General features: G+C 60.3%; 12 protein-coding genes. 10 read left to right on the top strand and 2 right to left on the bottom strand.

Annotated features, from left to right (window positions below; all coding sequences use genetic code 11):
• Nucleotides 1-99: 99 nt before the first annotated feature.
• Together VKV28_16400 and VKV28_16395 are read left to right on the top strand one after the other, a co-directional pair.
• Nucleotides 100-1,047, top strand: a complete 948-nt coding sequence (locus VKV28_16400) for an SDR family oxidoreductase (protein HLH78383.1) — start codon at nucleotides 100-102, stop codon at nucleotides 1,045-1,047.
• A complete protein-coding gene (locus VKV28_16395; GenBank protein ID HLH78382.1) occupies nucleotides 1,047-1,571 on the top strand; it encodes a hypothetical protein in 525 nt (174 codons plus the stop codon). The genes VKV28_16400 and VKV28_16395 overlap by 1 nt, the downstream gene beginning before the upstream one ends.
• A 169-nt stretch (nucleotides 1,572-1,740) precedes the next feature.
• Here the strand turns inward: VKV28_16395 and VKV28_16390 are convergent, their stop codons facing one another.
• Nucleotides 1,741-2,961, bottom strand: a complete 1,221-nt coding sequence (locus tag VKV28_16390) for an MFS transporter (GenBank protein ID HLH78381.1) — start codon at nucleotides 2,959-2,961, stop codon at nucleotides 1,741-1,743.
• A gap of 210 nt (nucleotides 2,962-3,171) precedes the next feature.
• Between VKV28_16390 and VKV28_16385 the strand changes: the two genes are divergently transcribed.
• From VKV28_16385 to VKV28_16360, 6 genes are all read left to right on the top strand, one after another.
• The gene (locus VKV28_16385) at nucleotides 3,172-4,095 is read left to right on the top strand and encodes a hypothetical protein (protein ID HLH78380.1); all 924 of its coding nucleotides are present in this window, start codon (nucleotides 3,172-3,174) and stop codon (nucleotides 4,093-4,095) included.
• 180 nt (nucleotides 4,096-4,275) lie between these two features.
• Nucleotides 4,276-5,607 (top strand): MFS transporter, encoded by a 1,332-nt coding sequence (locus VKV28_16380; GenBank protein ID HLH78379.1) that lies wholly within the window; start codon nucleotides 4,276-4,278, stop codon nucleotides 5,605-5,607.
• Between the two features lie 97 nt (nucleotides 5,608-5,704).
• The gene (gene msrA / locus VKV28_16375; GenBank protein ID HLH78378.1) at nucleotides 5,705-6,262 is read left to right on the top strand and encodes a peptide-methionine (S)-S-oxide reductase MsrA; all 558 of its coding nucleotides are present in this window, start codon (nucleotides 5,705-5,707) and stop codon (nucleotides 6,260-6,262) included.
• Between the two features lie 250 nt (nucleotides 6,263-6,512).
• On the top strand, nucleotides 6,513-7,220 hold the full coding sequence (locus VKV28_16370) for a YqgE/AlgH family protein (GenBank protein HLH78377.1): 708 nt from the start codon (nucleotides 6,513-6,515) through the stop codon (nucleotides 7,218-7,220).
• Nucleotides 7,221-7,463: 243 nt separating this feature from the next.
• Nucleotides 7,464-9,104, top strand: coding sequence for an FAD-dependent monooxygenase (locus tag VKV28_16365; protein HLH78376.1), 1,641 nt, complete (start codon nucleotides 7,464-7,466; stop codon nucleotides 9,102-9,104).
• 87 nt (nucleotides 9,105-9,191) lie between these two features.
• Complete coding sequence (locus VKV28_16360; protein ID HLH78375.1) at nucleotides 9,192-9,461, top strand: hypothetical protein; 270 nt, start codon at nucleotides 9,192-9,194, stop codon at nucleotides 9,459-9,461.
• 116 nt (nucleotides 9,462-9,577) lie between these two features.
• On the opposite strand, the gene VKV28_16355 is transcribed toward VKV28_16360, so the two are convergent.
• Nucleotides 9,578-10,585 (bottom strand): LLM class flavin-dependent oxidoreductase, encoded by a 1,008-nt coding sequence (locus tag VKV28_16355; protein ID HLH78374.1) that lies wholly within the window; start codon nucleotides 10,583-10,585, stop codon nucleotides 9,578-9,580.
• A gap of 326 nt (nucleotides 10,586-10,911) precedes the next feature.
• Between VKV28_16355 and VKV28_16350 the strand changes: the two genes are divergently transcribed.
• Both VKV28_16350 and VKV28_16345 read left to right on the top strand, forming a co-directional pair.
• The gene (locus VKV28_16350) at nucleotides 10,912-11,103 is read left to right on the top strand and encodes a helix-turn-helix domain-containing protein (protein ID HLH78373.1); all 192 of its coding nucleotides are present in this window, start codon (nucleotides 10,912-10,914) and stop codon (nucleotides 11,101-11,103) included.
• A 521-nt stretch (nucleotides 11,104-11,624) separates the two neighbouring features.
• Entirely contained in the window at nucleotides 11,625-12,140 is a 516-nt protein-coding gene (locus tag VKV28_16345) for a hypothetical protein (protein ID HLH78372.1), read from the top strand.
• Nucleotides 12,141-12,152: the final 12 nt, after the last annotated feature.

The following is a 12,152-nucleotide window of genomic DNA, read 5'->3' as shown; positions in this document are numbered from 1 at the left end:
TCGCAATCGTGGCGGCATGATGATGAAGGCCACGCGCGCCCTTGAGATCGCAGGTGGCACACCGTTTAACTTCTAACTAACAAGAGGATTGTTACGCCAATGGGAATGCTTGATGGCAAAGTGGCGATAATCACCGGAGCTGGTCGTGGGATCGGGCGCGAAGAGGCGCTGTTAATGGCCAAGCACGGAGCCAAGGTGGTGGTCAACGACCTGGGCTCGCATTTCGACGGCACCGGCGAATCACGCTCGCCAGCCGAGGATGTGGTCAAGGCGATTCGCGCCGCGGGGGGTGAGGCGGTCGCTAATTATGAAAGCGTGGCCGATTTCAAAGCGGCCAAGCGAATCGTGGAATGCGCGCTGGACAACTTCGGCAAGCTCACCATCCTGGTAAACAATGCCGGCATTTTACGCGATCGCATGATTTTTAACATGTCGGAGGAGGATTTCGACGCCGTTGTCTCGGTCCATCTCAAGGGCTCGTTCAATTTGGCTCGCCATGCCTGCGCCTATTGGCGCGAGCAGCAGAAGTTGGGCAACAGCTTGCCTGGACGACTGATTAACACCAGCTCGGACTCGGGATTGATCGGCAACGTGGGCCAAACCAACTACGGTTCGGCCAAGGCCGGGCTGGCAGCGATGGCGATGATTATCGACATGGAAATGAGCCGCTACGGCGTAACAGCCAACGCGATCGCGCCGCTAGCCCGCACCCGCATGACTACCGACGCGCTAGCGGGCGCGCAGCGTCAGAGCGCGGCGGCGATGCCTGCGCCGGCGTCCGGGCAATTCGATCCGCGTGATCCCTCCAACATCGCGCCGCTGGTGGTATGGCTGGCTAGCGATGACGCCAAGGATGTACACGGTGAAGTCTTCCGCTCGGGCTACGGCGCGGTCTGGGTGATGAAGGGGTGGCATTCGGTGGCTCAGTTCAAAACCAGCCAGCCCTGGGATCCGGCCGAATTGGGGGCCAAACTCAAGAGCGTGCTGGCCCAGGGGTTGACCAAGAAGGAAACGATGGCCGAAGTGGTTGCTTCGGCACAGGGCTGATGAGTTCGGACCGGCCGCGCGCGGAAACCTCCCCTGGCGCTTCCGCGCGCTATCGTTCGGTCCTCTTTATCTGCGCCGCGAACACGGCTCGCAGCGTGATGGCCGAGCATTTGTTGCGGCGTGAGTTGGTCGGGCGAGGGTTGGTTAATGCGATCGCGGTGCGCTCGGCGGGGATCGCGCCCTTTGCCCGCGACGGTGCGCTGATCTCATTGGATACGCGGCTGGTCCTGCGCAACGAAGGAATCATGCTGGGAGAAGCTGAGACTTCGACCGATTTGCGCCGCCATCCCGAGCTGATCGAGCAGGCCGACCTGATTCTCACCATGACTGCCAGCCAGACCTCCGAGCTCTGGGAGCGCTTTCCCGCCGTCAGCGGTCGTCAAGTTTTTACACTGCGCGAGTTTGCCGGGGAAGCGGGAGACGTCGATGATCCCTTTGGTCAAGGCGACGACGTTTTCGCCGCTTGCTTAAATCAGATCAAGCGGCTGTTACCCGCAGTAATCGAGCGCCTCATGCGCGGGTAGAACTCGCGCCATGGGGTGTGGACGGGTCATCTCCAGTCGGTGAGCAGCCATCGATGGGGCGCGAGCGAAGCCGCTCGCATTGCATGAACCGAGAGCACGCCGGTTGTACAAACAAACAATGAGGCTGGTGGCAAGGGGCTTGGGAGTCGCGCTGACCAGTTCGCGGCTCTCAAGCGGGGGTGAGCTCAGGCGCGGGGCGCAGGCCCAGCGCGCTTGCAGGGAGTAGAAAAGGGGTAAGCGCGGCGGCGGTACATAAAAAGACGTCCAGCCACAGTACCGCAAATATACTGGAGTAGGCAGCCAAATAGCCCAGACCAACCATCAGCAAGGCGCCCATCGCGTTGGAAAAGCCCATGGCGAAGCCCGAACCGATCGAGCGGTTTTCGGGCAGCAAATCCTGGCCGACTAGAATTTGGGCAGGGTTGGAGGAAATCAAAGCCATCCCAATTCCGGCTAGCAGCAACCACATCAGCGGTCCCGGAAAGAGTAGGAGCAGAGCTAGACAACTTGCCGCCATCGCGCCCGATAACACCATGATGGGACGTCGCCCGATGTGGTCGGAGAGATGGCCGCCGACGATGTTGCCGGCCACGCCCGCGAAAAGGATCACGGTGATCAGCGAGGCTCCGCCCACCAGCGAGCCGCCGCGGCGTACCCAGAGAATGGGAAGAAACGTGACCAGGCTGTATTGAACCCCGGATTCCAAGCCGACATAAGCGACCAGGGTGGCCAATGCCAGACGGCGGCCGCGCCAGATCACTCGGCGCGAGCGGTCGGGATGGCGCGGCAGGTGAGGCAGGCGGGGAGCCAGAAAGGGCAGCGATAGGAAGGCGGGAAGGCTGAGCAGAGGCAGCCAATGCAGGCCCCGGCCGACAACTACCAAGCTGGCGAGCAAAGGCCAGATCGCCTGGCCTAGCTGACCCCCGAGCAAGAAGGTGGACATGCACAGGCCGGTGCGCTGGACCGGCAGCACGCGCACGCTGGCCAAGGCTTGAGGGTGAAACATCGCTCCCGAGAGCCCAACCATCAGCAGCGCTCCGGCCAGGCTCCAGTAGCCTGGCACCCAGCCGATGAGCGCACCGCCCAAAGCGCTACCCCCAACGCCGCATAGAATAAAGGCCCGCCCTCCCAACTTGTCGGCGAACCAGCCAAAACATGGCTGCAGGGCCTGCCCCACCAGCAGCGAGGCCATTACCACCCCGACCAGCCGCAGCGGTATTTGCAACTGGGTGAGGACTGCCGGCAACACGCCAGGAAGAAAAGTGGAGGTGCCGTCGAGCAGGAAATGAGACCACGCCAACAACAGGATCGCGCTGATGGGGGCCAACGCGGGGCCGGTGGCGGCGGGCGTGCCAACTACCAGAGGTTCGCTTGTCGAGGCGCTTTCCATATACTCCGTGCCGCGCTGGGCGAGCCGACCGTCTTTGCCCAAAACGTTAAATTAAAGAACAACATCTATCTCATAGCCCAAGAGCTTGCATCACCAAGACGATCAAGTTTTCGCCACTGTCGAGCAGCTCGGACCAGGCGAGACAATTTTTATTCAGTCAGATTGCGCTATTGCATTGCTGCGGGTTCCTCTCCAAGGTTGGCGGTTGTGATGCGGGAGAAGCGACCGGTTACCAGGCTGGCAGCGTCGGTGGCGGGATTGTTTTTGTCGCTGCTGAGCGTGGGTGCCGACGCTCAAAGCGTCCCGACCGCACCCTCGGCGTGGACCGCCTCGCCATGGGCGCCGGTAATTGCTTATTTTGCCGATTGGCTTCCCCGGGCGAAGCGAATCCAAAACCAGCAACCGCACTGGATTTCTCCTCTGGTTACCACAACGCCTCGATTGGAAGAGAAACTGCGCTACGATCAGCTCTGGCAATCGCAACCACGCGGTGCGGCGATCGACAATTTTGGTGGTGGTAAAGGGGTCGATCTGTTGCCGTTCCAGAACACGCTGATTGTGGTCGGGATTCCGGCGTGGATTGCGCGCAACGGCACGCTGCCGCGTAGCAGCAAGAGTTCGCCACAGCCAGGCGACGGCTGGAGCGACGAAAATTTTCTGTTGAAATACCGGGTGGCGGCGGCCAACGAGGAGCAGGGCAATTACATTTTTAGCGTTCTTATGGGTATCAGCGTGCCCAGCGGGGATAACGGCAACAGCGCTGGTCACGCGATCTTCACGCCGGCGCTAGGAGCGGGCAAGGGTTACGGCAAGTTTGACGTGCAGAGCAACCTGGCGGTTTCCTTTCCCAACGGTGGTATGGATCGACTGGGGATGCCGCTGGTGTGGAATACCGCCTTCCAATACCAGGTACATCGCTATTTTTGGCCAGAAGTGGAAGTCAATTACACTTGGTGGCCCGACGGCGCGCGCGCAGGCTTGAATCAGGTCTTTCTTACCCCGGGGCTGCTGATCGGGCGGGTAAGCATCTGGGAACGGTTGGAGATTACTGGGGGAGCCGGTTACCAGATCGCGGTCACCCATCAGCCGCTCTATAACCATGCGGTGATAGCCTCGCTGCGCCTGCCGTTCTAATTCGCGCCGATAGTGGCGTTCCTGGTCAAGAAAGGCCATCAAGGTCGACATCCACAGTTTTTTTGGCGCTAAAACTGGAAAAACTGAAATATCGATGACATAAATTGATCTCGCGCTGGAGAGTTGGGCGCACCAACTGGTTGCCCAGCGTCGAATACCATACAGCGCCAGGGGTAAGCGATGGCTGCGAAAGCTCCGCGGGTCGCCCGGCTCAGAAAATCCGCCCTACGCAAGCCGCGCCAGCATCATATGCTGGCCGAGCGGCCGAAACTGGGTAAGCAGCATTATCGCATCCTGGCCTTGTGCTGGGCGGGCTGGATTTTCGACATCTATGACTTAATTCTATTTACCTTCCTAATTCCGCCCATCAGCATCTCGTTGCATCTGAACAAGCTGCAGATGTCTTACGCTCTGGGGGTCTCGCTGGGCGCTAGCGCGTTGGGTGGGATTGTGATGGGAGCGCTGGCGGACCTATACGGCCGCAGGCGCGTGCTGGAATGGACCATCCTCACCTACAGCGCGGGCACGCTGCTCAGCGGCTTCGCTCACGGCTTGGTCAGCCTGATCGTCTTTCGCATCATTACCGGCTTCGGAGTGGGAGGAGAATGGGCCACTGGCCACACCTATATTGGCGAAACTTTTCCGCCCCGCTTCCGCAGTCGCTATGCCGCCTTCATGCAGACCGGGGGCTCTGTAGGCTGCCTGATGGCGGCGGCGATAGGCGGGTTCGTGGCGCCCCATCTAGGCTGGCGCCTGGTGTTCATCATCTCCGCGCTGCCGGCAGTGCTCTCGGCCTTCGTGAGGCGGGCCTTGCCGGAATCCGACGTGTGGTTGGCGCGACATCCCGAGGCCCGCAAGGGGCGGCTGTTCATTTTGCCCCGCTTAAGCCACGTGATGGATCCGATCCGCAATCTGATGACCGGACCCCATCGCCGTGATTTCGTGCGCTCGATCATCCTGTGCTCGTTGGACATGTCGGCCTTCTATATCGCATTTTCCTGGTTGCCGACCTATTTCGAGGAACAACGTCATCTATCTGCCGGTACCGCGGCGCTGATTATTTCGATTGCCTACGTGGGAATTCTGCTGGGCCAGTTGATCTTTGGCTATTTAGCCGACGCGATCGGTAGGCGGGCCTCCTTCAGCGTGTTTTCCTGTATCATGGCTACCGGGCTACTTTCGATCACCTTGTTTTGGAGCGACACTGGTGGTTCTTTTACGGCCGTGGGCGGGGCCATGTTCGTGACCGGCTTTGGGGCGGGGATGTTTGGTGGTTACGGCCCGCTGTTTACCGAACTGTTTCCGACCGCAGTGCGCAATACCGCGATGGGTGGGGCTTACAACATGGCGCGTGGAACCCAGTTGTTCACTCCCACCCTGGTCGCCTTGCTGGCCCGGGAGCTCGGTCTAAGCGGCGGCATTGCGTTGTCGGCGGCCTTTGCTTTGGCTACCGGGGTCTACGTCTGGACCTTTCCGCCCAACTCCAGCAAGATAGCTTCAGAGGTCGAGTAGGAACCAAATCGGCTCGCGTCGGGTTAACAGGGGTATGACGCGATCGAAGTCAGCACTGGGACAAATTGCTTTGCTGGCGCTTGTGCTAGGCGCTGCTGTGGCTTCGCGGGCGCTGGCCGCTCAGCAAACTGCGGTACTTGCGGGCGGATGTTTCTGGGGCGTAGACGCGGTCTTCAAGCACGTCAAAGGCGTTTCGCAAGTAGTCTCCGGTTACTCCGGGGGAGCGGCTCAAACCGCGCATTACGACTTGGTCAGCGAGGGTGATACCGGGCATGCGGAATCGGTTGAAATCACCTACGACCCAGCCCAGATATCCTACCGTCAGTTGCTGCAGGTGTTTTTCCTGGTCGCGCACGATCCCACCCAGCTTAACCGTCAGGGGCCGGACGTGGGAAGCAATTATCGTTCGGTAGTCTTTTACGCCGACCAGGCGCAAGAAACCGCCGCCAAAAGTACTATCGCAGAGCTAAATCGGGAACACGTTTTCGCAACGCCGATCGTGACCCAGGTCGTGCCCTTGAAGGGCTTTTATCCAGCCGAAGCTTATCATCAGAACTTCCTGGAGCGGCACCCAGACAACCCCTATATCGTGTTCAACGATCTGCCCAAGCTAAAGCTTCTGCAGCAGAAGTTTCCCACCCTCTATCGGCCCTGACCGGTCCGAGCAGCTTCGCGCGCCGTTGGGATAGGGGCGATGGCAGGGGTGGGAAGCTGGTGGCTAGTGAGGATGGGCGCTGCCGCTTGTCCGTGCTCCCGGGCCGATGCTAAGAAGGGTGCGGCGCGTGCTGTTTTTAGTCATCGGTCGCAAAGCAGTTTCCATCGACCCGGCCGTGGTCCATAATCGAAACAGGGCGGGCGGTGGTATAACGCAATGCGAAATGCGATTACCGGTCCCGCGAGGAGCGATGCGCGCGAAGCTGGCCACAATCGCTTTGGTGCTGAGCGTCGGACTCATGATCCTCGTCGGCTTCTTCGGTCTGGCTCCGGCGCAGGACTCTCCCGACCATAGCCCAGTCTTTCTGGTGGCGACGCCCGATCTGGGCGATCCGCTGTTTTCACAATCGGTCATCCTGATGCTGCCCAACAGCAAGCTGCCCTTGGTGGTAGGATTGATCGTCAATAAGCCCACCCAGATCGGGCTGGCTAAGCTCTTTCCCCGCAATCCGGCTCTCAAGGGAGTGACCCAGACCGCCTTTTTGGGCGGTCCGGTGGACGTCGAGACGCCAGCCGTCCTCTATCGGGCAGCGCGTGCCTCGCCCCAGGCCACCGAGCTTTTTGATGGAGTTTACGTTAGCCTGGATCCCAGCTTCGCAATCGACATGTTTAAACGCCGACCGATTGCCAGCGACGTGCGCCTGTACCTGGGCCGCGCGCAATGGGCTCCCGAGCAGTTGCACGGCGAGATGCAGGAGGGATCCTGGTATGTGCTGCCTGCCGACCCCGAGGTGGTCTTCAGCGCCACACCCGGGCAAGTGTGGCACACCCTGGTGGAGCGCGCTCAGATGGAACGCGCGCTGGCACCCGATGAGACTCCGTCGGTGCCGCTTCGGTTGAAACCGGTGCTCGATCTGAGTCCGCCGTCCACTCCCGCCTATCGCGTTTTCGCGCCGTGACCGAGCTGTAGCAGACCGGGAAAAGTTCGCGCCCTCTGCGCCCGGCTCTCTTATTGCTGCTTGGTCAGAAGATTGGGCAAGCGAGCTGGTCGTTTACGAAGGATACGGCCTGCTGAAACTACAGGTGAGGTTTATCTGCCGTTGTTAAGATGGACGCTGGCACTGGCTCGGCGAAAGAAGCCGGATTAGGCTTCGTTGTTTTAAGGATGGGGAGATGTTTTATCCAAGGAGAATCTACTTGAAATGAGTGCGATGGGGGAGGCAGCGGTGCTGGTGGTTGGGGCTGGCCCGACCGGTTTGATGATGGCTTCGGAATTGGTCCGTCACGGGCTGAGTTGCAGGATAGTTGATAAGGCGCCCGCGCCTTCGGAGCATTCCAAGGCCGCTGCGATCCAGGCCCATACCCTGGAGATTTTCGAGGCCTTGGGAATCGCCGAGCGCTTTGTCGATACTGGTGTCAAGGTCCACGGAATCAGCGCCTACAGCGGGGGCAAGCGAATCTTGCACGTGACCCTCGACGGATTGGAAAGCCGTTACAATTTTGCGTTGATGCTGCCGCAGGACCAGACCGAGCGGCTCTTGGGGGAGTATGCGAGCGCCCTTGGAGTGCGGGTCGAGCGCAATGTCGAGTTGGTGGGGCTTGAACAGGACGGCAACGCAGTGACCGCGTGCCTGAAGGGAGTCGATGGTGAAGAGCGCGCGCGCTTTCAATACCTGGTGGGCTGCGACGGAGCCCACAGCGCGGTGCGTCACGCGCTCAACCTGGCTTTCGAAGGGGCCGAATATCCCGAGCATTTCGCTCTGGCCGATGCCCACGTGGACTGGATCATGCCAGCCGACGAGATCACGGGATTTTTCACCGAGAGCGGGATGCTGATGTTCTTTCCCTTTGGCGGTGGTCGCTATCGCCTGATGGCGACTTGCGATGAGGCGCCCGATCACGGCGAGCCAAGCCTGGCGGATATGCAGGCGCTGGTAGACTCGCGCGCCACCAAAGGAATTCGGCTGCACGATGCGCTGTGGTTATCGTACTTTCGCATTCACCGGCGGCAAGCCCAAAGCTATCGGGTGAATCGGGTTTTTCTGGCCGGCGACGCCTGCCACATCCACTCGCCCGCCGGCGGGCAGGGGATGAACACCGGGTTGCAGGACGCCTATAACCTGGGCTGGAAATTGGCGCTGGTGCTCAAAGGACTGGGGAGAGCCGAGATTCTCGATAGCTACAGCGCCGAGCGGCATGCTGTGGGGCGCGCAGTGCTGACCGCCACCGATCTGACCACGCGGATAGGGGCGCTGCGCAGCCCGGTGGGGATGGTGGTTCGCAGCCGGCTGATGGCGGTACTGAGCGGCAGCGAGTTCCTGACCCAGCGAGCGGGGCGCACGCTGGCAGAGCTTTCGGTCAATTATCGCAAAAGTCCGCTGGTGGAGGACTATCAAGAGGGCATAGCAAAAATCTTCGCTTCCTTCGCCGGTGGCCCGGCGGTCGGGGATCGCGCGCCGGAGGTCTCAAGTTTGCGCACCGAAGCGGGGCAGGAGGTTGGCCTATGGGAGATGCTGCGTGGCACCACCCATTGCCTGCTGCTCTTTCCAGGGGTTGAGGCTCAGTGGGCAGACTATCGCGAGCTTGCCGGGATTGGCCAGCGCGTGACCGAGCGTTACGGCCAATGCGTCAAACCGCTGCTGGTCGTCAACGAAGGGGGGCTGCCCAAGGGCTTGGGCTGGAGCGGCGCGACGATCTGGGATTCCGCGCACAAGCTGCATGCGCAGTACCATGCGGCCGGCGCGGGCCTCTACCTGATTCGCCCCGACGGCTATATAGGTTACCGTTCTTTTCCCCCGCAAGCTGCGCGGCTGGCCGACTTTTTAGGCCGGATTTTCCTGTAGGCACAGCTCGAGCGTTGTGAGGTTGGTAAACAAGACCGCGGCATCCTGCGTCTGATTGGCAGAAATCTGGTGACGAGGTGCAAGCCGATGAGGACCGCGAGGAGAGCTTTGATTATCGCCGCGCTGGCAGGGCTGATGCTGAGCTTACCGATGGCCGCGCACGCGCAATGGTTTCCCGGCCAGCGCTGGGACCTCCATCGCGATTGGCGCGACTTGGCTCACGATCGCTGGCAGTTAAACCGTGATCTCGCCTTTGGCCACTATCGCGCGGCATGGGCCGAACGCGCCGATATCCGCCACGACCAGTGGGACATCTATCACGACCGCTGGGGCTATGTTCCGCCATTTGGCTATTAGCGCGCTGGAGCGCGGTGGGCCGCATGAACCACTCTGGAGGTGGTTGCCCATGGTGCTCTTCAAAGAACCGCGTCAGCGGGCTAAGCGCGCGAGCGGAGGACAAGCACGAGCCAGAGCTATTCCAGCGCAGGTATCACTTCGCGTTTGAACAGATCGACCGTACGTAAGGCCTCGCTCAGCGTGATGTCGCCGAAGATGAAATGGGCGACTAGGTAATTAACCCCGGACTCAGCTAGTTGCTGGCGCAAGATCGTGGCTACTGTCTTGGGCGAGCCAGCGATGCCGACCCCGTTGTTGCGGATGCCTTCCCAATCCGCGGGACGTTCGCCCAGCATCGGGGAACGGCCATGGGTGTGGTAGAGATGGCTGAAGCTGGCGTGCCATTTGGGATAGGCGCGCCGGCCGATATTGAGCGCGGTTTCGTCGTCCTCTGCCACCACTACGAAACGGGTCAGCCCTAGCTTGGGCAGGTAGTTGGGATTGCGCCCGGTTTCCGCCCAGACCGCGCGATAGCGGTCGGTGATTTGGCGCACGGTGGCGACGGGGTCGCCACTTACAATGTTGAAGCCGCGGCGGGCGGTGTTCTCGGCGCTTTCTACCGTATGAACGCCGTACCAGAAGGGCGGATGGGGCGTCTGAACCGGTTGCAATTCTATCGGCACGCCATGGAAGTGGTAGTAGTCGCCGTCGAAGGTCAGAGTCTTGGAGATCATGCCCTTGGTAATGATCTCAAGAGTCTCATCAAAGACCTTGCGGGCTTGGCTGTAATCGACCCCGTAATAGCCGGCTTCGAACGGCGAGATCCCGCGCCCGATGCCGACTTCGAGACGGCCGCCGCTGAGCTGATCGAGCATGCAGATCTCTTCGAGCAAGCGCAGCGGGTGGTAAAAAGGCAGGCAGTAAACCAGCGGTCCGAAGCGTAGCCGGCGGGTGCGCTCGGCCATCGCGGCCAAGAACAGGGAAGGCGAGGGCGCCATTCCCAGCGGGGTCGAGTGATGCTCGGCTATGTGATAGGCATAAAACCCGGCGCGATCCAGGGCCTCGGCGAGTTTGAGCCGACCCTCGTAAAATTCCTGCAAGGGCAGGGTGTTGCGGTCGAGATGATCGAAAATGCCAAATTCCATGCCTGCTCCTCAGCGAGGTCGCGCTGCCGTGGGGCGTGTTCAGCTCCCGTTCGTGGCTAGCTTCGCTGGCTAAGTTCTAGGTGGGGCTGGCGTTCGGGTCAAGGCGTGCAGCCTGTGAACCGCCAAGCCGCTTGCGCAAACGGGCGATTGGTCAGCGAATTAATCGCCGGATCTGCCCGTGGCGAGCAAGTCGCGGGGGCGCCCCCTCCAAAAAACTTTTTTGCAGCCGGTCAACCAAATTAACCAGTAGCTCGTCTTGTTAGTGAAGTTTTGCATCCCGGGGGCTCCTTTTATTCGGGCTCGCGCGGGCTGGAGAGAAAAAGCTCATGGTCGAAATCATGACAGTCAGGGAGCTGAGCGAGTACCTACACTGCCATCCCTCCACGGTCTACCGGATGCTCTCCAAGGGCGAATTGCCAGGCTTCAAGGTAGGCGGGGATTGGCGGTTTCGGCTTGGCGATATTGAAACTTGGTGCAGGAAGATGAGTTTGTCGCAGAAAGAGATGTTGGCCTCCTAGCGGGCGCGAAAAAGTCCGCACGGTTGCACTTCTTAACCTACGATCTCGCAGCCGCTGGGTAAGTCGGGCTGCGGGCTCCCCAGCGTCGTCCTGAGCGCCAGCAAGGGCCGATTCTGGGGTGCGGGTGTCAATCTCAACTAACTGCTCGGAAAATGAGCAGCAGGGGTATCTCTTTCCCTGACCTGAGAGGGTGATTGGAAGCGGCACAATGAACATCCCGGTCAGGGAAACGACGGTTGAGCAGACTCGCAGTGTGCGCGGCCTCCGATGTTTGATTCCTCTCTTCATGGGCGAGCGGTCGCGGATTTATGAGCACCTTTCCTGGCCAACATAGAAACTGAAGGAAGAAGAGGTCCTGTGGTACGCTGATTCTTCGACGCCGTCGCTTGGCGGCGGTAGCGGCTGCTCCCTCGACACATGGGGCAGGCTGCGCAAGGTAGGTCAAGGTTTCGCCTTTCGTCGGTTTAGGCTATAAACCGCTCCTAAGTGGTATTCCCACTCCAAAAGGCAGACTAAAGGAAATGATCGCAATTGTTTGGATAGTGCTCAGCGCGGTTTGGCTGAGCGCTTGTACGCAGTTTCAGCCAACGGCTCCGGCCGTGCAGGCGAAGGACTATACTCCAACTGGCATTTTGCAAAGCGTGACCATGAAGGACAGCTCGGTGCATTACGATGCGGCTGTGCTGAAACTGGGGACGCCACGCAGCCAGGTTCAAACCGCCTTTGGCGACCCCAACGCATCGGAGACCACCAGCAGTGGACAGCTCGAGGATATTTACGCGTTTAATCCGGACGGGAGCAAATTCGTTGATCCCAAGATCCGGCCGCGTAATATCGCCCTGGGAGTGCTGACGATGGGTTCCTCGGTGGCAGTGCGCCAAGCGAGGCTGAAACTGGCCGAGAGTAAGTTGACACTCTACCGCATCTATTACGCCCCCGATCAGACCATTGCTTCGGTAGTGCAGGAAAAGATGTCCAATGCGGCTGCGGACACGCCCGGTGCGAAATCGGAGAGCAGCGGAAGTTCCAATCAATAGCGGGGCTTTGAA

The organism is Candidatus Binataceae bacterium, from assembly GCA_035294265.1.
Taxonomy (GTDB): domain Bacteria; phylum Desulfobacterota; class Binatia; order Binatales; family Binataceae; genus DATGLK01.
The sequence above is the reverse complement of the archived record's forward strand: the minus strand, read 5'-3'. Positions and strand labels throughout refer to the sequence as shown.

What these genes read in the sequence shown, in the direction of transcription:
- VKV28_16400 (HLH78383.1), top strand. Translation starts at nt 100, where the DNA reads ATGGGAATGCTTGATGGCAAAGTGGCGATAATCACCGGAGCTGGTCGT.
- VKV28_16395 (HLH78382.1), top strand. Translation starts at nt 1,047, where the DNA reads ATGAGTTCGGACCGGCCGCGCGCGGAAACCTCCCCTGGCGCTTCCGCG.
- VKV28_16390 (HLH78381.1), bottom strand. Translation starts at nt 2,961, where the DNA reads ATGGAAAGCGCCTCGACAAGCGAACCTCTGGTAGTTGGCACGCCCGCC.
- VKV28_16385 (HLH78380.1), top strand. Translation starts at nt 3,172, where the DNA reads ATGCGGGAGAAGCGACCGGTTACCAGGCTGGCAGCGTCGGTGGCGGGA.
- VKV28_16380 (HLH78379.1), top strand. Translation starts at nt 4,276, where the DNA reads ATGGCTGCGAAAGCTCCGCGGGTCGCCCGGCTCAGAAAATCCGCCCTA.
- VKV28_16370 (HLH78377.1), top strand. Translation starts at nt 6,513, where the DNA reads ATGCGCGCGAAGCTGGCCACAATCGCTTTGGTGCTGAGCGTCGGACTC.
- VKV28_16365 (HLH78376.1), top strand. Translation starts at nt 7,464, where the DNA reads ATGAGTGCGATGGGGGAGGCAGCGGTGCTGGTGGTTGGGGCTGGCCCG.
- VKV28_16360 (HLH78375.1), top strand. Translation starts at nt 9,192, where the DNA reads ATGAGGACCGCGAGGAGAGCTTTGATTATCGCCGCGCTGGCAGGGCTG.
- VKV28_16355 (HLH78374.1), bottom strand. Translation starts at nt 10,585, where the DNA reads ATGGAATTTGGCATTTTCGATCATCTCGACCGCAACACCCTGCCCTTG.
- VKV28_16350 (HLH78373.1), top strand. Translation starts at nt 10,912, where the DNA reads ATGGTCGAAATCATGACAGTCAGGGAGCTGAGCGAGTACCTACACTGC.
- VKV28_16345 (HLH78372.1), top strand. Translation starts at nt 11,625, where the DNA reads ATGATCGCAATTGTTTGGATAGTGCTCAGCGCGGTTTGGCTGAGCGCT.